Here is a 23,240-nt window from a genome sequence, read left to right as displayed (position 1 = left end):
ATTATCACTCCTTATTATTAATAAAACTATATTGTTTACCAAATTCAAATTTAGTTTTATTAATTAATAATTCATTATTTATTTGTTCAATTAATCATTTCATATCATTCATTAATGCATAACAATCACTATCTCAAGTATCATCATATAAATCTAACATTTTAGGTTCATTATTTGAATTTTCTATTTTAGATTTAGATAATCATTGAATTAAACTATATTGTCTTTTAGTTTCTGGACAATTATTTCAATCATAACTTAATATATTTTTAATTAATCCAGTAGTAGTAAAATCAATTCTATCTTTTAAATACATTACTGATTTATCTACTGGTTCAAAATTTAATCAATTCATATTTCTTTTATTTTTTTCTACATTTAAAACATCAATAAATGCTTGACCACCATTACCATAATCAACATAACAAATAAAACCTTTAAACATAGCAAAATATTTTTGTGCTTCAATTAAATAATAATCAATAATACTATTTGCTAATTCATAAGTATTTTTAAATTTCATTGTAACATTACTATGATAAAATTCACTTACTTTATGTGCTCTTCTTCCATTATGATTTTCACCAATAAATCATAATGAAGTAGCAGTTGGATGACCACTACTACTTGTTGCCATACCTATATCTAATCCACCAGTTATTTTAGAAACTTGAAAATCTAATTCAGTATTTACTTTATCTAAATATCTTGCAAATATAGCCCCTTGTAAAACACTAGGAACTCCATAATATCAACTTTGTGCTTTTATAGGGTCTAATATTTTTAATTCTTCAAGATTATTAATCTTATCTTGTTTTAAATTATGAGAATTTACTTTTCAATTTGAATAATGAAATAATTTAAACATTTGATTTTCTTCTATTGATTTTATTTGTTCATTATTACATTTCATAATTTCTAAATTAAAAGGTACACGTTCATTCATATAAGTAATAAAATATTGATAAATATTATCTGGATTACAACTTCTAATTTTAATAGTTTTTTTAGCATTACCTAATGCAAATGTTATTGCTTGAAATTCTGCTTGACTAAATTCATTTGCTTCTTCACATCATTCAATTGCTAAATCAAAACCTTTTATTTCACTACGAGAAAGCCCTTTAAGTGGTATTCTATCATTTGAATTACTATATACACCCATAACTCTAATAAATGATTTACTACCTTTAAAACGAAAATCTGCTTGTTTATTAGGATATTTTAAATTAAAATCTTTATAATCAAAACCAATATTAATTAATGCTTCATCAATTTCTTTTGTTAATTCATTAATATCTTTATTTAATTTTCTAAAACAATATATAGCAATTGATTTATTTACTTTAATTGAAATAGCAATTAATATTGCTAATTCTTCTGCAATACTATATGTTTTACTTGAATATCTACTACCACTTAAATTATATTCACTATGAGTAAAATCACTTTTATTTAATAATCAATAACTAATTTCATGTAAATAAGTAAATTCTTTATTCATAATTTTATTCCTGTAATTCTTCTAATTTTCATACATTACCTTTTAAATTACCTTTTCCAGTATAAATAGTAATCAATTTAGCATGTTGAACTGATAAAATTACTATATTAGCACTATCATTAAAGGTTTGTATTTGTACACCAGCAATTTTTTTATTAGTTATAATAAATTCTTGAATAGTATAAACTGGATTATATATACTTCAAGAATAATAAACTCTATAATGTTTATTCTCTTGAAAATCATAAGTAATTTGTCAATTATCTAATTTATTTTTTTCTCTTTTTCCTACTTCTTTTCATTGTGGAATAGTTGGACTTGGTGTTGGATTATTTTTTAATTCAATATCTCAATTATTTTCTTCTATTTCATTTGTTTCTAAACTTTTTGAATTAATTTTTATAGGTTTATCTATATTAATTACACTTGGTGAAGTAATATTTAATGTATTACTAGTAATTTGATAAGTATTTTCTTTTAATTCTTCAAAACTAAATATAGCACCACCATCAATTTCACATTTAATAAATAAACTTCATTTATTAGTAGATTTAGTATAATCAGCCTTAAGAATTAAAGAAGCATCTTTATTATCAATTTTACCAATTAAAAGAGTTCATGTACCAGTTCCAACTGCTTGTGCTGATTTAAACAATAACATTAATGGATAACCATTTTGCTCAGGTGCATTTCTGTGTCATGTTATAAATACACGATATGTTTTATTAAGGTCAATATTAAAATTATCTCATGTTCTATTATCAACTTTCTTTCCTATTACAACTCAATTTTCTTTATCTTGCTTTTTATCTATTTTATCATCTATATATTTTTTATTTGGAATATCTAAATCATCAGTTATAACTGGATTATTTCTATAAATTAAAGTTTTACCACCAACATTAGTTTTAATAATTTCATTAACTAATCTTCTAGTACTATCTTTATCATCTTTATTATTAAATATCTTATCTTGTAAATTATCTATTTTATCTTGTTTTTTATCTAATAAATCATCTACATATACTTTATTTGTAGCATCAGTTAAAAATGTAGGTGTACCAACATCAATAATTCTTTTATCATTAGCACTAATACCTTTATCATCTTTTAATTTAACAAAATTAATATTATCTTTATCAACTTCTCATAATGAATTATCAATATTTGTTTTAATGCCCCTAGTATCAATATCAACTACTGAACCCATAATATTTTTTGGATGAGTAATAGTAATTTTAGTCCTATCATCACTACTTTTAATATTATTTGATTGTACATAAATTTCTCATGGATTTTGCTCACCACCATTACCCATAAATTTTTTAAATCAATTTTGTTTTGAAGAAACATTAAGATTAAAACCTTGCATAATTGGATATTCATTTATTTCTTTTAAATAATTAAATACTTGTGGAACAATATAATAAGGGTCTTCTGGATTATTTTGTGAATAAGTAATACCACCTTGACCAATACTTGCTTGACCACGTGCATATTCAACACCTTTACCTAATAAAAAATTAACATAATGAGTAGTTGCAGTTTGAATATTATCTGTAAATTTTGTTGGATTTATTTCTGGTCATTTTTTTGAAATAGTAAAACCACTTAAAAAATCAATATTACTACTTGCAATTTCTATTGCATATCTAATTTCACTATCTGGTGTTGTAACTTCATCAAATAATGATTTATTAAAACCTTTTCAATTTTTAAATTCTTCAATTGTTATAAACATTAATGGGTCTTTAATAGCCATAATAATTTACTCCTTAATGTAAAATAAAGGGTATTTAAACCCTTTAAATTCCAACTTTAGTTGCTTTTTTCTTATCTTTTTCTGATAATTCTTTACGTTTTGCTCTTTGACTAATAATAGTATTTTTAAATACTTCATCTTTTTCAATATCATTATTAAAACTATCAAGTAATTTTGCAACTGATGTTGTTTCTAATTGTAATTGAGAATTTATTTGCTTAATATTTTCAATAATAAATTGAATTTCTTTATCTCTTTTTAATTCTTTTGATATTTTGTTTTGTTTTGATTTTTTAATAAATTTAGATAAGAAAAGTAAAACAATAGTAACTATAATTCCGGTAGTTATTGCTCCACTTAATACTGCTGTTATTAATTCTTTTGATAAATTCATTTTTTATTCCTCCAATTGTATTTTATTTGAATGTTGTTTACATAAATGACATTCTTTTTTATGTTTTCTAATATGTTTATATTGATATATTAAATATGGACTTGTAATAATAATTGGTATAGTTATTAATAAATATTTAATTAATTTTCCATAATTACCTAATTTAGTAATAAGATTTAATCCAATATGACCAAACATAGGAAATAACGTTAATATTAAATGGTCAGGTCAAGTAAAATTATATTGACTTGTATAACTTCCAATTCCCATTTCTATTGGTATTTTCGGTATTAATCAAGGTGTTATTGTAAAAAATAATGTTATAAACATACCAAGACTATGACTAGTTATTTTTAAAATATTTGATATTAAAATTTTAATTTTATCTATATGAGTACTATTTTTATTAAATCAAATCTTATTTAATCTTTTATATTCTTTATTATCTTTTGATATTGGATTAATAGTATTTCATATACCAATTGGTTTAATTGGTTTATCTAATTCAATAATAATTATCACCTACTTTCATGTTTTATAAAAATTAGAATTTCTTTTAATTTTTATATATTTATTTGTATGTAAAGAATTTTTTAATAATTGTTTTCTTTCATATCTTCATTGATTACTTCCTATTTCATTTTTAGATAAAGTTTTATATTCTTTTAATTTAAAAAAACCTTTTTCTAATCTATTAATAAAATTCATAGTTTTTTGTACATTAATATTATTAGGATAAATTACACTAGTATCTTGTGAACCATAATATTTACCTTTTTTTGCTAATTCACTTTTAACATATTTTCTTAATTGACTTGGTAATCATTTTCTATTTCAAAATTTTCAAAATATAGTTCCAGCACCAGAACCATTTTTACCTTTAGCTTGTGTCATTAATATTCATATTTCTTGTGGAAATGTTGGATAAGTATATGGACCATATCATATTTGTCTTTTATCATTATCACTTTGAAATAATGTTGTTAAAGTTCCAATTTTTAAATTTTTATTATCAACAATAAATCTTCCTTTTTTAAATCATGAACTTGATAATACTTCTCATGAATTTTCTGGTATTTCTTCTTCATTTTCTTTAAATAAATTATTAAATTTATTAACATAATTTTTAACAGTTCTAATTTCTGTTGGCATAATAGATTTTTTAAAACTATTTATTGGATTTTTAAATTTATTAATTTCATTTTGTAATATAGATAATTCACTTGGTTTTAATATACTTGTTAATTTTTTAAGTATATTTGGATTAAAAACACTATATGGTTGATGTATTTCTTTTTCACTAATATTTTCACTATCAAATATTGCTTTTAATGATTGATTTTTATAATAAGTTTTTAAAGCATTTATTAATGCTAATTTAATATCATTACTTGCTAATGCATAATATATTCATTCAATAATTAAAGGTAACATTATAAACTCATATGATTATAATCTCAATTTAATGAAGCATTATCATGATTTAATGGTACTTCGCTCATATTATCACTACCATATTGACTAGATGTTTCAGTATTAATAGTAAATCTATTATCATTAATTAATCTTGCAGTTTCATTATTAAATGGTGTTTCTTGCATTTCTTGAATATGATTTGTAGTTTCCATAGGTAGTAAATTATGGATTATTTCACTTGCACCAGCAACAATAGTAGGAATTGCATAAGCATTATTAAAATCATTATTTATACCCATTGCTACACCACTTGATATTAAACATCCACCAGTAGCCATATTACAAATCTTTCTTATTGTTTCAAATTTATTAGGTATTAACTCAGTTAATCCACTAATAAGATTTGAAATACCATAAGCATTTAAACTAATATATGTATCTCAATCCATTAAATGATTATCAGTCCTATTATTACTAAATAATAAATCATCTGGAAAAGGATTAATTGGTGTTGTATTTGGAAATGGATTAGGAGTTGGATTCGGATTAATATTTGTATTAGTAAATTTAGCATAATTTGCTAAACCAATTGTTCCTAAACCTAATAAGATTTTTTTACTACTATTAATTAATTTACTTTTAGTTGTTGGTCTTTGATTTAAATTTCATATATCTAAACCTAATTTTTTACCAAATAATAAACTATTAAATGAACCTAATACTGGATTATATATTACTTGACCATAATAAGCACTTATACCTATCATTGCTGATAATGGACTAATTGAAGAACGAATTATTTTTAATAAAGTATAATTATTTGATTGTACAATGGTGTCATTTGGCATTTTCATTAACTCCTTTTACATTAGTTTGTTTTTCTATTTTAATTATTACTTTACCTTCACAATGTATATTATTTCCAACACATATTGCATAACTATCATGTACATCACTTACTATAAAATAATCATTTCTTAATTTAGGATATTCATCTAATAAAATTGCTCTAATATCATTACTTGTAGTTAAATCTTCTGGTTTTGGTGAATAAATAGTAATATGTGCTTTTTCATCAAAATATTTATAAATATATTCCATAATTATTTTTTAGAAAATTTTAATTCTATTTCTTCAATATAATCTTTATCATTACCAGTCATAGTAGCACTTTTTGATGTAATATTACTAAATATTGCTTTACCTTTTTCATAACCATTATTACCAGCATTTATTATTGCAGTTTCTAATTCATCATTAGTAGGAGTTATTCCTGTCATAGTTATTTTTCCTAAATTTTTAAAATAAATTAAATCATTTAAACTAATTCTAAAATCATCAAAATCAGCAATTTTAAATGTTACTGGTGATTTTTCTCTTTCTGCTGGAGTTAATTTAATTCAATTAGTTCAACAACGTTTTTGTGCTTCTTTAATTTCATCAGCAGTTGGCATTTTTTCCATAATAATAAATGATAATCAACCACGAATTGCTGTTGTTATACCATAAAGTGCTTTACCTAATGTTTTTTGATTTAATGTATTATTATCAATTAAATTTACTATTTTTTGAAAACTATTAGGTTGTGCAAATGCATTTCTATGCACAAAAACTCCTAATACTTTTTTTAAATCAAATGTTTTTTCTAAATGTAAACCAGTTTTAGTATCTTTAACCATATCTTTATTTAAAAACATATGTTTATATAAAAACATACCAAATACTGATTGTTTATATAATTGACCACTTGCTACAGTATCTGCTGCAATTTGACCATAATTTAATCTTAAATATGCTTTTGTTAATTGTAACATTGGAGTAAATCCTAATGCACCAATAAAATCACTTACATTTGTACCAATTTCAGTTTCAGTTATATTTCCTAATAATTCATTCATTTTATCACCAATTTGATAAAATGCTGATTTTGCTGTATCTTCTGTCATTTCTAACATATTAATAGGAATTACTTGTGATTTAGAAATACAATAATCTTTAATACCTTGTAAAAAAATACATTCTTGAATAAATAAATAATTTCTTAATGCACTTTCTGCTCATATTGATAACATATTTGCTTTTAATGGAATTGGACTTGACATAAATCTATTCATATCAAAATCTTCAGTTCTTCAATCAATAACTAATATTTGGTCTAAAATAACACTAGTTGTTCTTAATGTTGTTCATTGTTTATTTGTTCCAACTTCAACATCATATTTTGAACCTCAACGTAAACGTTCAGCAATACGGTAATATGCTTCTACTGCTCCAGGTATTTCACTTATTTGTTCTGCAACTGCACTTGCTTTTAAAAACATCATACTTTCATCATTATAAAGTATACCTTTTACTTGTGCTTCCATAGCAGTTAACATTGCTTTATTTCCATTATTACCACCAGTAATTAAACCAGTTGGAACTTGTGGAATAGCCATAATATCTCTCCTTTTGAGAAATATTTAATTATTTACTAAATAAAAATTCTAAAAATTTAATCATTTCTTGTTTAGTTTTTGCACCAACAACTTCTGTATTTTTTAATAATTCTTCATTTTTAGATGTAATATTATTATCTAATTCAAAAAGTGTTTTTGGATTAAAAAACTCTTGTTTAGATTCTTCATTTTTAATAATTTCTTGTTTTTTAATTTCTTTATTATGTAAATTATTATTAAATATTTCTGCATAATCTTCTTTTATTTTATTTAAAGCAGAATGTTTATCAAGGTCTTTATATTCAGTATTAATTAATGATTTAACTATTTTTAATTGTTTATCATTAAAACCATTAAACAATTCTTTTTCTTGATATTCATTAACTTTATTTTCATATTCTTTTATTTTTATTTCATATTCACTTAATTTAGGTTCTAATTCAGTCTTAGTAGTTTTATAAACAAAATTTCGGTGTTGTTCTAATAAACTTTCTAATTCTTCACTATTATAATTTTTATTTTTATCTCAGTTAAAGCTTTCCATATTTAACTCCTATTCTCACAGAATGGCTACTGTTTCCTTATGTAAATTATATCATTTTTCCCCTTTAAAATAAAGAAAAAAACCTATATTTATTATAGGTTTTTAATCATTATTTTCTATTTTTCTAGGTTCACAAATATTAATAATAATATTACTATTATTTGTTTCTATATCTTGATTATCTATTAAATCATCAAACATCTCTCTATGATTTGTTCTTAAATAAGCTCATTCATATTGAGGTACTTGTGTAACATTTTTTAATCTTGCTATTCCTATTTTAAGACATGCTTTATCATATTCTTTAATAAAATCTTTTTGTCATTTTGTCGACCTTCTTCGGCAATCAAATATATATTTATTATCCACATTTAAAATATAATTTAATTCTTGTTTAGTACATTTTTTTAAATTATCTTTATTTTCTCTTAAATATTCTTGTATCTTTTCTTTATAATTACCTAATTCTTTTCTTTGTTTTGGCATATTATATCACCTATATTCAATATTTATATATTAATTATAACATTTTAACTAAATCATTTTACAACACTCACGAGTTAATTATTGTTATACTCAAAGTCATGTATTTAGAAAGGCAAAAGCATTATGATTTTACTATCTGAAAAACTTGACAACTATCAACATAAAATTAATCATGAAAAACAAATGTTATTAGATTATGATAATAAAATATTAAAATATGATAATAATTGATTTTTAAATGAATATGATAGAAATAAATATAAATTAATAAAACGTAGAAAACATTTAATAAAAAGTGAATTTGGAATATCTTATTTACCATTAAGAACATATAAAAATAAATTAACAAATGAAATTATAACTCCAACAAGAATATATATTGATATTGATAAATATAAAAATTATACAAATTGAGTTAATAAATTAATAATAATTAATGCAGATTTAAATAATATTACATATCCTATAATTAAACATAATTTAAAAATAAATATATCTTTATCAACTATTTGTAGAAGATTAAAAGAAACTATTATATTTGTTCAAGAATTACCAAAAGAAAAAAGACAAATATTACCATCTGATTATATTTATATACAATCAGATGAATCATATAATAATTTAATTGATAATAAGCAAAAAAGAAAATTTAGACACAGAACGGTAAGTATTAGTTTAGGTTTTGATTTAGAAAAATCTACTGATAATAGACATGTTTTAGAAAATAAATATATTTTTGTTATTTCAACTAGAAAAGGTCAAAGAATTACTAAAAAAGAATTTGGTAAATCAATAATAACTAATTTAGATAATATTTTTATTGGTTATACTAATGAAAATTTAAAATTAACTGGTGATGGTGCAACTTATCTTAAATCTACTGCTAATTATTTAAAAATTGATTATGCTGTAGATAAATGACATCCATTACAAAAATTAAAACAAGTATTTATTGTAGGAAAAGGTAAAAGAACAAAAGAAAATAATAAAAAATTAAGTTATGCATATTATGAATTATTTTTAAATGGTTGTTATTATAAATTATTAGATTATTTAAAAGAAAATAATGCTGATGAAAAAATATATGAATATTTTAAAAATAATAAAGAAGGTATTAGAAATCAAAATGCTATTTGAAATATAGGTTGTAGTGCTGAAAGTGATGTTTATCATTTAATAAAATCTATATCTAATAATAATGCAAAAATTTATTCAAAAGAAGCATTTTTTAATTTATTAAAATTAAAACAAGCAAGAATTAATAAATTAAAAGTATTTGTTTAAATTTATAAAATTTAATAAATCTAAACCTAAGTAGTTAGGAATTTTTAAATTATTTTAATAAAAATAAAACACTAAAATACTTTATTTATTAAAAATAATATGATATAATTATATCAACAATTAATAATTTATTTTATCTTTTATTTAAAGAAAATTAAATTATATCCACATTTGAAATACGTCCCATTTAATAATTCAAATTCATTAAAAACATTATTTAAATAAATTTTAATTACTTTATAAAATTTCATAAAGTTATTTTCTGTTGAATATTGATAACTGATTTTAATAAAATATCATTTAAATATTTCTATATTATTATTTTCAACTTTTTTTCATAAAGGACTAGTTTCAATATTAAATCAATTATTTTTAACATCATTAATATTTTCATTTGCTTTAATTAATTCAGTATTTAATTTGGTAATTTCATTTTCATTAGTAGTAATTCGTTTTTGTTGTTTAGCAGAAAAGTCACACGTTGCAGCATGCGTATAATCACCAATTTGTGGATTATTTTGTAATGCTTCGGGTGGTAATGTTCCAATTTCATCAGGTCAATCTAAAATCATTGTTTCAGTTTCTTTATCATAATCAGTTGCAACATAACCTTTATTAATAAATTTACTAACAGGACCTCTATATATTTCATTTTCATTATCATCAACTAAATCATCATATAATTTAATTTGTTTTGATAATGTAAATTCTTTTTGTTGTTCAATTAATTCATCAACTTGATTTCTAGTATAAAATGCTTTTAAGTCAATTTTTTCAACATCTATTTCATCATTATCATTATAACTTGAAAATATTTGTTTTAATTCAGTTAGTCTTGCTAATATTTTCATTCTACTAGGTGCTAAATCTCATACATTAATTGTAGGAGTACTAGTTGCACTAAATTGACTACCATTATTAAATTGAATAGTAGCATCAACATTAAATTCAATTGGTGTACGATTAAATACTCAATGTTCTACCATTACATAAACCATATCTCTTAATGTTTCTTTAATTAATTCATCTTTGAAACTATCAAAAGGAAATTTAGATAAAATAAAACCAAGATAAGCATTAATATCATTTTGTGCACGTATTCCAAATGTTTTAAATCAATCATTAACATTTGGTCATGTATTTATATATTGTGGTGGAGTTTCTGTAATTTTTCCAGTTAATGGATATCAGTTATTATAATTTTCAAGACTGACACCAGTTCAAAGTTTATTAATCATATTTTATCATTCCTTAAAAAATGCTTGTTTATAATGATGAGTATGTTTTTTTGTTTTTCTATGTGTTATATGTTCAATTTCTTTTTGTATTTTATTTTTACCTTTTTTAATTTTTTTCTTACTTTTTGCTACAACTTGACTATATGCAAATTTTTCTAAATGATGTAATAATCCACTACCAAATAAAGTATTAACTGAAAATTTTAAACCAACATTTTTAAATGATTTATTAATATTTTCAATAGGGTTATTAATAACATTTACTACTTTATGATAAGTTCTTATTGTTCTAAATATTTCTCTATATACTTTAAAACTATCTCTAATTATTTGTTGAACAACTGGTGGAGCAAACGCTATTGCTTTTAATCATTTATTTTGATTAACTCCATAACCAATATATCAACCACTATATCAACGATATCAATGGAACGGATGTATTTGAGTAACAAAAGTTTCTGCTTTAAGAATAGTATCAACAACTGTAATTGCTTTATATTTAGGATTGCGATGATAAATAGTAATTGCACATTTATCTAATGATAAAGGTTGAATTTTGCAACCCATAAATACTGGTGAATTTAATGGAATTAATTGTGCATGTTTAATTGCTCTTTTTTCTGCACTAGTAAATAAATCAGTTGCTTTTTCTTTTATTTTTTTAATTTTCTCAAATGCTTGTTTTTCTAAATTTTCAAATTTTTCTTGTAATTTATATATACTTTCTCGTAATTTTTCAAAATATGGAGTATCTTTTCAAAATTTATTTAAACCTTTTTTTAAATAAAATCTAATATCAAAATACTTAAAAATTTTATTTGCATTTAAAACTATCTTATGAATTGAACTATTTTTAAAATTAAATTTAATAGCATTTGCACGAATTTTTTGTAAATCTAAAATTAAAGTTTTTCCAAATCTATTTTCTGTATGGATTGTATGTACTAAATTTAATCAATCATGTTGGTTCATAGATAGTACTTTTTTTAAATCAGTATTATATTTTTTTAAAAAATTATTTGCTTTTTCAATATCTTTAATTTTAAACTTTGGAGTTAATTGGGGACTTAATTTTGTTAATGTATTTTCTAATAATAAGTAATCTTTTAACTCTTGTGCTTCTAATTTTTGAAAATTTTTCTTATATTGTCTTTCAGCAACATAACCTAAATCTCGTAATACTGTTTCACGATTAGGACTAAAACTATAATTCATTAAATAACGTTTATTACCAATAATTTTATCTGTTAAAATTTCTTTTCCACTTACTTGACTAATAATTTCTTGTAAGTTTTTTGCTTCTTTAATTCCAACTTGTTCTAATGTTTTAGTTTTTTCTGCTAGTTTAATAAATTTAGTAGTACGATAACCACGACTAATTTTATTTAGTCCAGCAAATGCAGGTAATAAATTAAAGAAAGTATTTAATTTTGTTACATTTCCTTTTAAATAATCATAAACTTGATTAATAGTAAAATCAGTTAAAAATTCTACACCAACAGCACTAATACTAGCAACTAAATCACTTGCACCTAATCCAAGTGCAAAACTTTCACTTAATCCACCAGTAAAAGGAGCAAGTGCTACTGCTATGACCTGTACACCAATCATTTCTAAAATTTCTCATCAAAAACTTTTATTTTCTTGCTGTTTACTTATTCTAGTATGTTTGGGTTTATTTATGTTCAAAAGTATTGCTGTACTAGTTGTACCAATTGGCATGGCATTTATTTTCCTTTATTTAAGAGTTATTTTAATTGGATTTGTTGTTCCTTTATAATTTAAGTCATTAACATTTGCAGTAATAGTTATATATAAGTCACCTGCTTTTTGTTTTTGATTACTTACATTAGTTTTTCCTTGTGCATCACTAAAATATTTAATAGTTGGATTTGTTAAATTAGGATTTAATGATTTAAGTTCATTAGTACTTTTTATTTGTGTATTTAATTCACTATTATTGTTATTAACATTTGCAGTAATATCAGTTGTTAAATTTGTAATTTTAGTTTTTAAATCAGTTTTATCAGTATTAATAATTCCACATGCCATTCAACGTGATGTTGTTTCGTTATTAGAAATATAAGGTATGGCTTGACCTGTAACTTCTCCACCAACTAAATACATTCTTCCAACTTTACCATCTGCCACTTCTTGAACATAAATAATTGTATCTTGCAACATATATCTTTTCATTGCTCTTGGTGTTGCTAAAACAAATGACATAATTTCATCATCATTTTTATCATTTTTAAAAGTCATATAGTCATCCATTACAATTTGACATAAAACACCTTTAATATATAAATCATTACCATTTAATCTTAATTGTTGTGCAATTTCATTATCAGTAATTAAACCTTTATTATCCGCCAAGTAAACTATACTATCATAAAGTGCATTAGTAATAAAGAATCTACAATTTGCAATATTTCTATACTGAAATAATGTATTTCATGCACCCAACATTGATTCTACATATTTAATTGCTTGTGCTTTTGGCTCTGTTGATTTTTCAATCATAAATCTAATTGCATATTTTGCAATTACATTAGTATTGTTATTAGCTAAATAATCCGCTAAATCGTTAGCAACTTCATATTGCATACTTTGTAATAAATTTTGACCATTTTCTGCTAATAAATCTTTTGCTGCAATTGTTTCACCAGCAACAGCTTCTTCTGTAATTTCTTTAATAATTTTATCTGTATCAGCATATCCAACATCTATTCTTTTACTTTTATCATTTCATTGAAGAACTTTAACTTTTGGGTCTTTTGGTTTTTTAACTATAAATTCAATTCTTGTTGAATTAACCATTTCGATAGGAAAAAAACTTGCCCACGGACTATTTGATTGTTTAAAAAATTCTATAAATTCTGGTGCTTCTACTAATTTTTCGGTATTATCTAAATTTTGTTTGAATGGTACTGCCATTTTTTATTTTCCTTCCTTATAATTTATTTTTATTTTTATAATCCAATAAAGTACTTTTTATTGAATTTTGTTGATTTGTTATTATTGTTTGTTGTTTGCCACCTGTATTAATTGTTTCTTTAAATACTGGTTGTTCTTTAATCATTTTTTTAATAGTTTCTTCAATTTTTGAATTTTCTAAATTATTAGTTTTAAATTTTAAATAATCATAAAATTCAGTTTTAACTTGATATTTTTTAAATATATTAATCATTTCTTTTTCTTTAATTTCTTGATTAAGTTTATTTAACTTATTTTCTGCTTCATTAACTTTATTTTCTATTTCTTGTGAAGAAGCATTGTTTTCAGTTAAAGGTTCAGTTGTTTGTTGAACATTATTTTCATTTTCTAACATTTAACATTCTCCTAATCTTATCCCAATAATCAATCTTTAACTAATTGTGGCATTTCACTTATTAGTTTTTTATAATCATTAACAGCATTTTCCAATATTTCAATATCAGAAAATTTAAAACAATTATCAATATGTAAATCAAAATCTCTATCAATACTGATATCTTGTTTTCTATATTTTTCATTAAATTCAATTTTTGTCATATTATTTTTCTTCTTTATTAATTTTTTCGTTTAATTTTGCTAATTTTTTTTGATGTTTGATAATTTTGTTATTTGCTCTAACATGTTTTGGAGTTGTGATAAATCTTTTTAATAAAACAATAATTTCTCTGCAAATTAATGTTCCAACACTTGTTCCGATAATTATTAATTCATGTAAAAATTCTTTCATTTCAATATTTTCCTTTCAACTATTTATTTTCCATTTCACTTTCACTTTTTAAAATAAATCTAATAAGATTATCAATTTTTTTATTTAATTTGTTACTTAATTCTTGTTGGTTTGAAGTTGCAATACCATCATATCTATTAACTAATTTATTTCTTAGAACCTGTTTAGAATCTTTTTAATAAAATTGAAATAAAGGAAAGAACAACCATTTGTAAACTAGTATTTAGTTTTCTTTCACAATTTTTTCATAATCTTCTGCATTTTTCTAATCATGCAAAGCTTCGTTCTACAACTCATCTTTTTGGTAGTACTACAAAAGAATGTAATTCATTACGTTTTACAACTTCAACATTTGCATTTATGATTGTTTTGATTGCAGAAGCAAATTTTTCACCAGTATAGCCAGCATCTACTATTATTTTTTGAACTGTAGAAAGATTTTCTTTTTCACTTTTAATCATTATGATAGCACTATTACGATCTGTTTTTTCTGCTGTAGTTATGTAAATTGCATGTGGTAAACCTTGCGTATCAACTGCAATATGACGTTTTATTCCTGAAATCTTTTTACCAGCATCATAACCTTTATTTTCAGTAGTATCTGTATTTTTAACACTTTGCGAATCAATTATACAAAAACTAGTTTTTTCTTTTCGATGATTCTTAATACGAATCTTTTTAACTAATTTTTTTTAAAATTAATTGCAATACACTAGGTTCTTTATCATTGTTTTTACTTCAAATTTGGAAATAATAATATACAGTTTGTCATTTTGGAAAATTTTTTGGTAACATTCTTCATTGACAACCACTTTTTAATACATATAAAACTGCACAAAACACTTCATATAAATCTAAATTTCTTGGTTTTGTTTTCTTTTTGCTGTTTTCTAAAGTTGATTTTATGTTCTCAAATTGTTCTTTAGTAACATGACTTGGATAATTTTTATGCATATATACCTCTTATTTTAAAATATATAGTAATTTTACATTATTTTCTAAAAGATTCTAAACAGGTTCTTAAATCTAATGCTTCATTTAATCTTTCATAACCAAATTTAAGCGTTTCTCTTTTCTCTTTTATAATTTTTAAATCTTTTTCCATATCTTTATTCATAAATTATTCACCTCCTTTATAAACTCATGTGATTATAATCTCAATTTAATGAAGCATTATCGTGATTTAATGCTACTTCGCTCATATTATCACTACCATATTGACTGGTTGTTTCACTATTAATTGTGAATCTATTATCATTTACTAATCTTGCAGTTTCATCATTAAATGATGTTTCTTGCATTTCTTCATTATGATGTGTGGTTTCCATAGGTAATAAATTATGGATAATTTCACTTGCACCAGCAATTATGGTAGGTACTGCATAAGCATTACTAAAATCATTATTATTGCTACACCACTTGATATTAAACATCCACCAGTACCCATATTCGCTATTTTACGTATAGTTTCAAATCTATTTGGGATTAATTCAGTTAATCCACTAATAAGATTTGTAATACCATAAGCATTTAATGAAATATAAGTATCTCAATCCATTAATGACTGATGTTCTTGTTTATCTAATAGTAATATTCATCAATATATACCAAATCTTCATTCATTATTTTCGCTATTTCTTTTAAAAAATCTTCTTGTTTATTTTTATCTCTTTGTTCATATAGAAAAGTTTTTTTTATATGTATAATTTAGTTTTTTGAAATAGTTATAAACTGTTTCTTTTGTCATATCACCAAATTTTTCAATTACTTTTTGAACTGTAACATCTTTATTTTCTGCTAAATAATTTTTTAATTCATCTAAATCCTTTATTTTGTGGCTATGTCCTTTTTGATAATTCAAAATTGGTTTTATATTTCCGGTTTTTTGCTTTCTTTTTCTTCATAAAAATAAAGTCTTTCTAGTGATATTGAACACTTTACAAATTTCTTTAATTTTCATGTTTTTACTTTCATAAACTTCTATTACTTTTCTTCGTAAGTCCTCACTGTATGGTTTTGGCATAATTTAATCTTCCTAATCTATTTTAATTATTGCTGAATTATACTTGTAAGTGCAAGAATTGTTTAAATTACATATTATTATTTTACATTATTTATGAGTAAACATTACTTTCGTTAGCTATATAATAATTAATAATTATATTATAACACTTTTAGTATTAATTTTATTATTGTTTAAATCATTTGTAAATCTATTTCTATGTTTAATATTATTTAGATGTATATAAAAAAATCAGTATTAATAAGTAAATACTGATTTAATATTAGTTATCTTTTAGTGATAGTGCTGTTAATAATTTATTGTATGTAGCAACATCTTGTTTTTTAAAGTATTTTAAGAAACGTTTTCTGCTTGCTACCATTTTTAACAAACTTCGTTTTGCAGTAATATCTTTTTTTTGTACTTGTAGATGGGCTGTTAATTCTAAAATTCTTTTTGTTAAATTAATAATTTGAACTGCAGAAGAACCAGTATCCTTGGCATTTAAGCGAAATTTTTTAATCAATTCATCTTGTTTAATTTGTTCCATATTTGACAACTCTCCTTTAAATATAATTCGGCTTAAGCAAAGCTAATATCGGAGAGAATATTAACAATGTTAAGTCAACACGGCTATAATAATACATTAATTTTAAACATAAAACAAGTATTTTTAAAAAAATATTTTTATTGAGTTTGTATAAAGAGATGATTTTTTATTTTTTTTCTTCATTTGCTTTTTTATTTTTTTTATCAAAAATAGTCACTTTACGTTCAGTATGATTAAGAATTCTTTTACAATTATCTCAATGACGAATAATAATTAATATTCAAATTAGAGCCATAGTTATATTAACAATATAGTATTGAGTGTCTTGTTGGGAAAGAAAAGAATGCAGTGGTATATTCGGTATTCATGATAAGATAAAAGCAAGTATCATCATTAACATTGAAGATAAAGATGACATTCTACTTAAATATAAAATAAATCATCAACTAGCAATTGTGATAACGCAATAAATAGGATTAATCATTAATAGTACTCCTAATGAAGATGCAGCTCCTTTACCACCACGAAAACCATAAAATAGTGGTCAACAGTGACCAATAATTGCAGCAAGACCAGTTGGATAAATATATGCTTGTTTAAACATTGTTTCATAATTAGGATTAGTAATATCAATAAAGGTTAAACCGTATGCAATTAAAATAGGAATAGCGGGCTTAAAACCATCAATAATTAAAATAATAGCTCCCCATTTACCACCCATAACTCGTGTTGAATTAGTAGCACCAGCATTTTTAGAGTAATAATCTCTAACATCGGTTTTAAATTTTAATTTACTAATAATAATTGAAGGTGAGATTGAGCCAATTAAATAACCAATGATAATAAAAATAAAAGTTCCTAATAGATTAATATGTGCCATTTTTTTCTCCATTCTTGTGCAAGTATTATGTTAATAAAAATTTTATTTTTTGGAAGTTAAATTGTTCTTTTTATCTTTATTATTATAATATAAATTATAAATTATTAATGTTAATAATATGATATTAATAACTGTACCAAAGGCATTTGCTGCTAGTAAGGGAATGTTTTTAATTAAACTAGCATAAATTATGAATGAAGTTAAGCCTATTTGATATATGCTATAAGAAATTAACGATAAACCTTTTGTGTTTTTAGTTTTAATTAGTTTAATAGTTTGTGGTAAAAAGGCAACTGAAATAAAAAAGGCACCTATATATCCAATAATATCAATTGCAATATTAGACATTTTTTTCCTCCTTATTTTTTTGTTTAATTAAATTGTTAACAATAATCCCAATTATTATGAAATTTAGTGTAGCAGTAATAGTTTGACAAGTAATCATGGGAATATCATTACGAAGTATGCCAAATATTAAAAAAGTAAGACCCCCCAGTTGATAGATACTATATGAAAAAATAGAAAGACCTGAAGTATTTCTTGTTTTAATTAGTTTAATAGTTTGTGGTAAGAATGCCAAAGGAATACAAATGGCTGCAAGATACCCCAATATTTCTATAAAAATGTTCATTTTTTCTCCTTTTAATTAATTTAATTTATCATAATAATTATAATAAAATATTGTGAAAATAGTTATTTATTTTATTTTAAATAATAAAAAATGTGTTTTGCTAAACACATCATTAATTTATTTTTCTTCTTCTTTAATGAAACATTTTTTACATAAAGATTTTCCTTCTTTTGTATCAAGAATGTCAAAAGGTTCAAACATCATTCCGCAATCAAAACATTTTACAGTTTTTGTTAAAGATTCATCATCAGTTTTTTTGTTTTTTTTATTGAATCATTTCATTATATCCTTCCTTTCTAAATATATTAAATAAGTGTGTTAATGACACACTTATTTAATATATTTATTTAGCACAATCTTTACACAAACATTTACCATCTGCTGCTTTAGTACATTCAGATGAATTTTTCATTTTCCCACAACCATCACATTTTTTTTGATCTTTTGCTTCTCCAGTTTTATCCCTTTTTTTAAATGGTCACATATATATAACTTCCTTTCCTCATATCATAATTACTCTACTCAATTATAACAAATTTTATTATTTTCTATGGTATTAACTATTTTTAAAACTTTTTTTGTTAAATTTTGATTAATTATTTTTTTCTATTTTAAGAATATTATTTTTGATTTCTTCAATTTCTTCAATATCAGTTATTCTATTAAATAAGTGAAAAAGCATATAGTTTAATTCTTTTGGTTTATGAAAGTGTTTTTTAAAAAATATTATTGTTTCATCAATAGTTGCCATTAGCGTTACTGCTTGTTTGGTGTTAATGCTATTATTTTGTAATGGTATACGAACAAGTGTTGGCAATTGACTAACAAACATGTAGTCTTCTAAAGATTTTTCTTTTTGTGTATAATAGAAAATTTGAAAAGCACTAATTTTAGCAGCAATTGTTTTAATAGCATTTTTTACTGCTGTAACTTGTGAATTAAGCATATTTTTGATTAATAAGGTAATGAAGATGGTAATTGTTCCAATTGGTAAAATAATTGATAAAATTAAGTCTAAGTTAACATTAAACTTTTGAGCAAATATTGATTTTAATAAAGTATAACCATTTTGAAATAAAATAACAGATAAAAATAAAGCAAAGTTTGGTGTTTTTCATCATTTATGCATAATTAATATTTCTGTTTTAATTTTTAAAATATATCAAAAGAAATAAGAAGTTAATACCAAGATAGTACCATAAATTAATACAATGATAGTTGTTAGAAAATTGAAAAAACTAAAAACAATAGCTAAATTAACTGTAAAACCTAGATACATTTTAATATCATAAATTGGATAATCATTAGCAAATTGAGTTGTTAAACCATATTTTCTTTGAAATGCTCGACGACGATAAAGTTTAATAATGATAATAATATAAAAAAGTAAAGCGATTAAAGCGATTAAAATTGTAATAAAGATATATGAATAAGCAGTATTAATGCTATTTAAACGTTGTGTTCATGCGCTTCCTCAGTCACTTATTGGTGAATCATCATGTTTAGTAAAAATAAATGACATTAATGAAAAATCAATTAATGGATAATAAATATCCATTAATTTTTTATAGAAAGGAATTTTGTCACTTTTTTGTTTTGCATTAGCAATTTGTTCTAGTAGTTCTTTAACATTATTTTCTTTATCAATTCTTGTTCTTTCATTTAAAAATAAGACTAATGCAGTAATTAGTAATGTAATAAATATTATTCAAAAAAATAATAAAACAAAATATTGCCCTCCCAAAAAATTATGCGGTCGTAATTTTTTAAATTGAATTTTTTGTCCTTCCAAAATTTATTCCCCCCAAAAAAAATATTTTTTAAAATCGCTTACTTAAATTATAGCACTAATTAAAAATTCACTTATTAATTGGTAAAATTTACTAATTGTTAGATTAAATTTAAAAATTAATTATATAATTAATTTAAAATATTATTTATATTTAAGGAGAAAACTATGAAAATTGAAATAGTTAATAATATTGAAATGTTAGAACAAGCATTTTTGATTAGAAAAAAAGTTTTTGTTAATGAACAAAAGGTTCCTTTTGAAGAAGAAATTGATCAATTTGAAGATGTATCGACTCACTTTTTAGTTTTTGATGATAATAATAAACCAATAGATACTAGTAGAATGCGAAAAGTTGAAGATATTGTAAAGATTGAAAGAGTGTGTATATTACAAGAATATCGTAAATTAGGTATTGGTAAAAAATTAATGGAATTTATGGAAAAAGTTGCAATTAAAAATCAATTTAAAGTTATATCTCTTCATGCCCAAATTCAAGCACTAAATTTTTATAAAAATTTGGCTTATAAAGTTTGTTCTGAAATATTTTTGGACGCTGGAATTAAACATTGTAAAATGGAGAAAAAAATATATAATGAAGGTAAATTTTAAAAAATAATATTTTAAATACATTGTTTTTAAAAAAAACAATGAAAGGAAAAGAATATGTTTGAGTGAGTTAGAGAAATATTTGGAATAAATATAAATATTAATAACAAAGAAGCAAAAATGATAGATGCTATTAAAAATAAAAAGTTAGATGTAGTTAATAAAATATTAAAATATGATATTAATATTGATTATATTGATAGAACTGGTTATACGCCTTTAATGTGAGCAGCTGAAAAAGGTTACCTAGAAATAGTTAATGTTTTATTAGCACATAATGCTAATATTAATTACATATCTGTAAATGGTAATACTGCTTTAATCTTAGCTGCTAAAAAAAATTATACAAAAATAGTTAATCTGTTATTAGAACATAATGCTAATTTTAGTTGTGAGGAACAATTTGGTAATACTGCTTTAATTTTAAGTGCTGAAAATGGAAATTTGGAAATAGTTAAAAATTTATTAACACATAATGTTAATGTTAATCATGAAAATCTATATGGCGAAACTGCTTTGTTAGTCGCTGCTAAAAATGGATATACAGAAATAGTTAATGATTTACTAGCAAATGGCGCTAATATTAATCATGTCTCTATAAATGGTAATACTGCTTTAATATTAGCAATTAAATCTAATTATTTAGATATAGCTAATGCCTTATTAACAAATTATCCTAATGTTAATAGAAAAAATATGTTTGGTTATACGCCTTTAATGTGAGCTGCGAGGAATGGTCATTTAGAAGTAGTTAATTTGTTATTAAATAAAGGTGCAAATGTTTACTCTATAACAAAAATTTGTGGTTATACTGCTTTAATTGCTGCTGCTGGTAAAGGTCATTTAGAAGTAGTTAAAACCTTAATCAAAAATGGAAATAATGTTAATCATGTAACTATCAATGGTTTGAGTGCCTTAATGTGAGCAGCTGAAAAAGGTCATTTAGAAGTAGTCAAAACTTTAATCAAAAATGGTGCTAATGTTAATCATGAAAATATAATTGAAGAAACCGCTTTAATTGTTGCTGCTAAAAATGGCCATTTGGATATAGTTAAAACTTTATTAATAAATAGTGCAAATGTTAATTGTATAAATGAAAAAGGTTGCAATGCTTTAATGTGAGCTGCTAAAAATGGCCATTTGGATATAGTTAAAACTTTATTAGCACATAATGCTAATATTGATGATGTAGATGTAAATGGCAATACTGCTTTATTATTTGCAACCAAATATAATCATTGACAGATAAAAAAGATAATCATTCAAGTAAATAGTTTAAAAAGAGAAAACTTATTAAATATTAAAAAAATGATAAATAAAATGAATATTATTTTTATTAAAAATAAAGAAAGAATTTATTCAAAAAAAATAGAAAGAAAATTTATTAAAATATTGCAAAATTATGAAGATTATATTAATAAAAAAACCAAAAATATTGATGGACAACTAAATCTTTTTTTAAAAAAGAATTTATTAATAGTCTAAAATTTGAAGAGGAAAATTATTCATTATTGCATATAGCAGTATTAAATGATTGACAAAAATTAGTAACTTATTTAGTAACAAAATGATCAGTTGATATTGATTATAAAGATAGTTCGGGGAATTCAGCATGAAATCATGCTTGTATGTTACTAAAAAAAGAAAATGCTTTAGCAATTAAATCAAAAGTTCAAATAAATGAAGAAGATAGAATATTTTTAGAAAAAAATATTGATTTATTATCAAGAAAAAAATCTTGTTTTATTAAACCTTTAAATAAAAAAGATAAAAATGCTAATAAAAATAGATTTAACATTATAAATTATTATTATGATGTTGATGAAGTTGCTATTGATGCTTTTGATTATTTTAAAAATAATATAAATTTAATTGAAGATGATAATACTTTTTTAACAATTAATAATAAACAAACTTTACAAATATAAAGGTAATTTTCATTTAATTATACAGATTAAATTTATACAATTAATTAAGTAAACACTCAAA

31 protein-coding genes are annotated in these 23,240 nt (G+C 22.5%); 4 read left to right on the top strand and 27 right to left on the bottom strand.

The genetic code is table 4. The features are described from left to right. Position 1 precedes the first annotated feature (1 nt). The 10 genes from AACL11_RS10350 to AACL11_RS10305 form a co-directional block, all read right to left on the bottom strand. Positions 2-1,504, bottom strand: a complete 1,503-nt coding sequence (locus AACL11_RS10350) for a hypothetical protein (protein ID WP_338986795.1) — start codon at positions 1,502-1,504, stop codon at positions 2-4. A gap of 4 nt (positions 1,505-1,508) precedes the next feature. After that, complete coding sequence (locus AACL11_RS10345; protein WP_338987736.1) at positions 1,509-3,266, bottom strand: hypothetical protein; 1,758 nt, start codon at positions 3,264-3,266, stop codon at positions 1,509-1,511. A gap of 43 nt (positions 3,267-3,309) precedes the next feature. Then, positions 3,310-3,660, bottom strand: a complete 351-nt coding sequence (locus AACL11_RS10340; protein WP_338986798.1) for a hypothetical protein — start codon at positions 3,658-3,660, stop codon at positions 3,310-3,312. Positions 3,661-3,663: 3 nt separating this feature from the next. Beyond that, positions 3,664-4,182, bottom strand: coding sequence for a hypothetical protein (locus AACL11_RS10335; protein ID WP_338986801.1), 519 nt, complete (start codon positions 4,180-4,182; stop codon positions 3,664-3,666). Beyond that, the gene (locus AACL11_RS10330; protein WP_338986802.1) at positions 4,183-5,094 is read right to left on the bottom strand and encodes a hypothetical protein; all 912 of its coding nucleotides are present in this window, start codon (positions 5,092-5,094) and stop codon (positions 4,183-4,185) included. Beyond that, on the bottom strand, positions 5,094-5,924 hold the full coding sequence (locus tag AACL11_RS10325) for a hypothetical protein (RefSeq protein WP_338987735.1): 831 nt from the start codon (positions 5,922-5,924) through the stop codon (positions 5,094-5,096). Before AACL11_RS10325 ends, AACL11_RS10330 begins: the two co-directional genes overlap by 1 nt. After that, positions 5,893-6,177, bottom strand: coding sequence for a hypothetical protein (locus AACL11_RS10320; RefSeq protein WP_338987734.1), 285 nt, complete (start codon positions 6,175-6,177; stop codon positions 5,893-5,895). Before AACL11_RS10320 ends, AACL11_RS10325 begins: the two co-directional genes overlap by 32 nt. A 2-nt stretch (positions 6,178-6,179) precedes the next feature. Next, entirely contained in the window at positions 6,180-7,514 is a 1,335-nt protein-coding gene (locus AACL11_RS10315; protein ID WP_338987733.1) for a hypothetical protein, read from the bottom strand. Positions 7,515-7,542: 28 nt separating this feature from the next. Further along, the gene (locus AACL11_RS10310) at positions 7,543-8,058 is read right to left on the bottom strand and encodes a hypothetical protein (protein ID WP_338986811.1); all 516 of its coding nucleotides are present in this window, start codon (positions 8,056-8,058) and stop codon (positions 7,543-7,545) included. Positions 8,059-8,160: 102 nt separating this feature from the next. Continuing rightward, on the bottom strand, positions 8,161-8,544 hold the full coding sequence (locus AACL11_RS10305) for a hypothetical protein (protein ID WP_338986814.1): 384 nt from the start codon (positions 8,542-8,544) through the stop codon (positions 8,161-8,163). A gap of 123 nt (positions 8,545-8,667) precedes the next feature. Between AACL11_RS10305 and AACL11_RS10300 the strand changes: the two genes are divergently transcribed. Then, complete coding sequence (locus AACL11_RS10300; RefSeq protein ID WP_338986816.1) at positions 8,668-9,828, top strand: Mbov_0401 family ICE element transposase-like protein; 1,161 nt, start codon at positions 8,668-8,670, stop codon at positions 9,826-9,828. A 140-nt stretch (positions 9,829-9,968) separates the two neighbouring features. On the opposite strand, the gene AACL11_RS10295 is transcribed toward AACL11_RS10300, so the two are convergent. From AACL11_RS10295 to AACL11_RS10215, 17 genes are all read right to left on the bottom strand, one after another. Then, complete coding sequence (locus AACL11_RS10295; protein WP_338987732.1) at positions 9,969-11,066, bottom strand: hypothetical protein; 1,098 nt, start codon at positions 11,064-11,066, stop codon at positions 9,969-9,971. A 3-nt stretch (positions 11,067-11,069) separates the two neighbouring features. Next, positions 11,070-12,788 carry a hypothetical protein gene (locus AACL11_RS10290; protein WP_338987731.1) on the bottom strand — a complete coding sequence of 573 codons (1,719 nt, stop codon included), beginning with the start codon at positions 12,786-12,788 and terminating at the stop codon, positions 11,070-11,072. A gap of 15 nt (positions 12,789-12,803) precedes the next feature. Then, complete coding sequence (locus AACL11_RS10285) at positions 12,804-14,003, bottom strand: hypothetical protein (RefSeq protein ID WP_338987730.1); 1,200 nt, start codon at positions 14,001-14,003, stop codon at positions 12,804-12,806. Between the two features lie 16 nt (positions 14,004-14,019). Next, positions 14,020-14,397, bottom strand: coding sequence for a hypothetical protein (locus AACL11_RS10280; protein ID WP_338987729.1), 378 nt, complete (start codon positions 14,395-14,397; stop codon positions 14,020-14,022). A 17-nt stretch (positions 14,398-14,414) separates the two neighbouring features. Next, a complete protein-coding gene (locus tag AACL11_RS10275) occupies positions 14,415-14,600 on the bottom strand; it encodes a hypothetical protein (RefSeq protein WP_338986930.1) in 186 nt (61 codons plus the stop codon). 1 nt (position 14,601) lies between these two features. Then, positions 14,602-14,790 (bottom strand): hypothetical protein, encoded by a 189-nt coding sequence (locus AACL11_RS10270; RefSeq protein ID WP_338987728.1) that lies wholly within the window; start codon positions 14,788-14,790, stop codon positions 14,602-14,604. Positions 14,791-14,954: 164 nt separating this feature from the next. Continuing rightward, positions 14,955-15,744 (bottom strand): IS5 family transposase gene (locus tag AACL11_RS10265; protein WP_281747819.1). Its coding sequence is split into 2 segments (ribosomal slippage): positions 14,955-15,482 and positions 15,484-15,744, totalling 789 coding nucleotides; the frame shifts between segments, so codons are not numbered across the junction. Positions 15,745-15,781: 37 nt separating this feature from the next. After that, a complete protein-coding gene (locus AACL11_RS10260; protein WP_338987726.1) occupies positions 15,782-15,907 on the bottom strand; it encodes a hypothetical protein in 126 nt (41 codons plus the stop codon). A gap of 16 nt (positions 15,908-15,923) precedes the next feature. Then, positions 15,924-16,223 carry a hypothetical protein gene (locus tag AACL11_RS10255; RefSeq protein ID WP_338987724.1) on the bottom strand — a complete coding sequence of 100 codons (300 nt, stop codon included), beginning with the start codon at positions 16,221-16,223 and terminating at the stop codon, positions 15,924-15,926. A 230-nt stretch (positions 16,224-16,453) separates the two neighbouring features. Beyond that, entirely contained in the window at positions 16,454-16,813 is a 360-nt protein-coding gene (locus AACL11_RS10250; protein ID WP_338973555.1) for a helix-turn-helix domain-containing protein, read from the bottom strand. 262 nt (positions 16,814-17,075) lie between these two features. Continuing rightward, positions 17,076-17,342 (bottom strand): 30S ribosomal protein S15, encoded by a 267-nt coding sequence (rpsO, locus tag AACL11_RS10245; RefSeq protein ID WP_252319942.1) that lies wholly within the window; start codon positions 17,340-17,342, stop codon positions 17,076-17,078. 166 nt (positions 17,343-17,508) lie between these two features. Next, positions 17,509-18,222 (bottom strand): glycerol-3-phosphate 1-O-acyltransferase PlsY, encoded by a 714-nt coding sequence (gene plsY / locus AACL11_RS10240; RefSeq protein ID WP_252319945.1) that lies wholly within the window; start codon positions 18,220-18,222, stop codon positions 17,509-17,511. Positions 18,223-18,264: 42 nt separating this feature from the next. After that, on the bottom strand, positions 18,265-18,570 hold the full coding sequence (locus AACL11_RS10235) for a SemiSWEET family sugar transporter (RefSeq protein WP_281748102.1): 306 nt from the start codon (positions 18,568-18,570) through the stop codon (positions 18,265-18,267). Further along, positions 18,563-18,853 (bottom strand): SemiSWEET family sugar transporter, encoded by a 291-nt coding sequence (locus AACL11_RS10230; protein ID WP_174481052.1) that lies wholly within the window; start codon positions 18,851-18,853, stop codon positions 18,563-18,565. The genes AACL11_RS10235 and AACL11_RS10230 overlap by 8 nt, the downstream gene beginning before the upstream one ends. Before the next feature lie 117 nt (positions 18,854-18,970). Continuing rightward, positions 18,971-19,135 carry a hypothetical protein gene (locus AACL11_RS10225; RefSeq protein ID WP_174481051.1) on the bottom strand — a complete coding sequence of 55 codons (165 nt, stop codon included), beginning with the start codon at positions 19,133-19,135 and terminating at the stop codon, positions 18,971-18,973. Between the two features lie 61 nt (positions 19,136-19,196). Then, the gene (locus AACL11_RS10220; protein ID WP_252319951.1) at positions 19,197-19,337 is read right to left on the bottom strand and encodes a hypothetical protein; all 141 of its coding nucleotides are present in this window, start codon (positions 19,335-19,337) and stop codon (positions 19,197-19,199) included. A 108-nt stretch (positions 19,338-19,445) separates the two neighbouring features. Then, a complete protein-coding gene (locus AACL11_RS10215; protein WP_338987723.1) occupies positions 19,446-20,645 on the bottom strand; it encodes a hypothetical protein in 1,200 nt (399 codons plus the stop codon). A 165-nt stretch (positions 20,646-20,810) separates the two neighbouring features. On the opposite strand from AACL11_RS10215, the gene AACL11_RS10210 reads away from it, so the two are divergent. Genes AACL11_RS10210 through AACL11_RS10200 form a run of 3 tightly spaced genes read left to right on the top strand, consistent with a single transcriptional unit; the run spans position 20,811 to position 23,179 of the window. Then, the gene (locus AACL11_RS10210; protein WP_338987722.1) at positions 20,811-21,254 is read left to right on the top strand and encodes a GNAT family N-acetyltransferase; all 444 of its coding nucleotides are present in this window, start codon (positions 20,811-20,813) and stop codon (positions 21,252-21,254) included. A gap of 54 nt (positions 21,255-21,308) precedes the next feature. Beyond that, a complete protein-coding gene (locus AACL11_RS10205; protein WP_338987721.1) occupies positions 21,309-22,736 on the top strand; it encodes an ankyrin repeat domain-containing protein in 1,428 nt (475 codons plus the stop codon). A 26-nt stretch (positions 22,737-22,762) separates the two neighbouring features. Then, positions 22,763-23,179, top strand: a complete 417-nt coding sequence (locus AACL11_RS10200; RefSeq protein ID WP_338987720.1) for a hypothetical protein — start codon at positions 22,763-22,765, stop codon at positions 23,177-23,179. Positions 23,180-23,240: the final 61 nt, after the last annotated feature.

This window comes from Spiroplasma endosymbiont of Dasysyrphus albostriatus (genome assembly GCF_964019495.1).
In the GTDB taxonomy this organism is placed as follows: Bacteria; Bacillota_I; Bacilli_A; order Mycoplasmatales; family VBWQ01; genus Spiroplasma_E.
This window is presented reverse-complemented; position numbering and strand designations above follow the sequence as displayed.